The 662-nt window shown below is 33.8% G+C and carries 1 protein-coding gene; it reads left to right on the top strand.

Features of this window, described 5'->3' with window-relative positions; translation table 11 throughout:
- Positions 1-553 (top strand): hypothetical protein (locus tag ACGHEH_RS21690; protein ID WP_390449861.1); only part of this gene is annotated, 553 nt, incomplete at its 5' end.
- Positions 554-662: the final 109 nt, after the last annotated feature.

Raw genomic sequence — 662 nt, forward strand, 5'->3', positions numbered from 1 at the left:
GGCGTTAAATGCCTCATGGAGTCCAGATGCAATGTTGAAGCATATTTCAATATTAATAATTTTTTTAAGTTTTAATGTAATGGGTAATGAGCTCGAAATGCCTCAAAGTATTGTTTCCAAATTCCTTAGTAATATGAAGGATAAAAATTATGAAAAAGCATCTGAATATATTTCTAAATCAGATTTATCTTGGTTAGCTCAATCTACAGAACCATTACTGAGTAACTCTGAATTTCTAGAGATGTATGGTTTAGAAAAACTCACTGAAAACGATATTAAAGAACTCAATCATGGTGATATCTTTGAGCTTTGGTCATACATAGCATGGGAATCAAGAGACAAAAACTTTGGTAGCTTTGTACCCGATAATGTACTTGGGACTGTTAAAGAAAATGGCAATATCGCACACGTAGTTGTTCGTGATATTGCTAACCCTGAACATGAAGCTGTAGTGTATTCCTTGGAGTTAGTTGCTAAAAGTTGGCAACTCAAGCTGCCTAGAATAATAAAAGGCTCCTTAACTATTTATGAAAAGTCGTTTTTAAATAACTAAATAAAAACGGCACTTAACAAGGTTTTAAAGTCGGACTCATAACTGTTGGCTGAGTTCCACTTCGTTTCACATTATAGCCAACAATTATTCGCCGCTTAAAATTGCGTTA

The sequence above is a fragment of the Pseudoalteromonas sp. MTN2-4 genome (assembly GCF_042848605.1).
Lineage (GTDB): Bacteria > Pseudomonadota > Gammaproteobacteria > Enterobacterales > Alteromonadaceae > Pseudoalteromonas.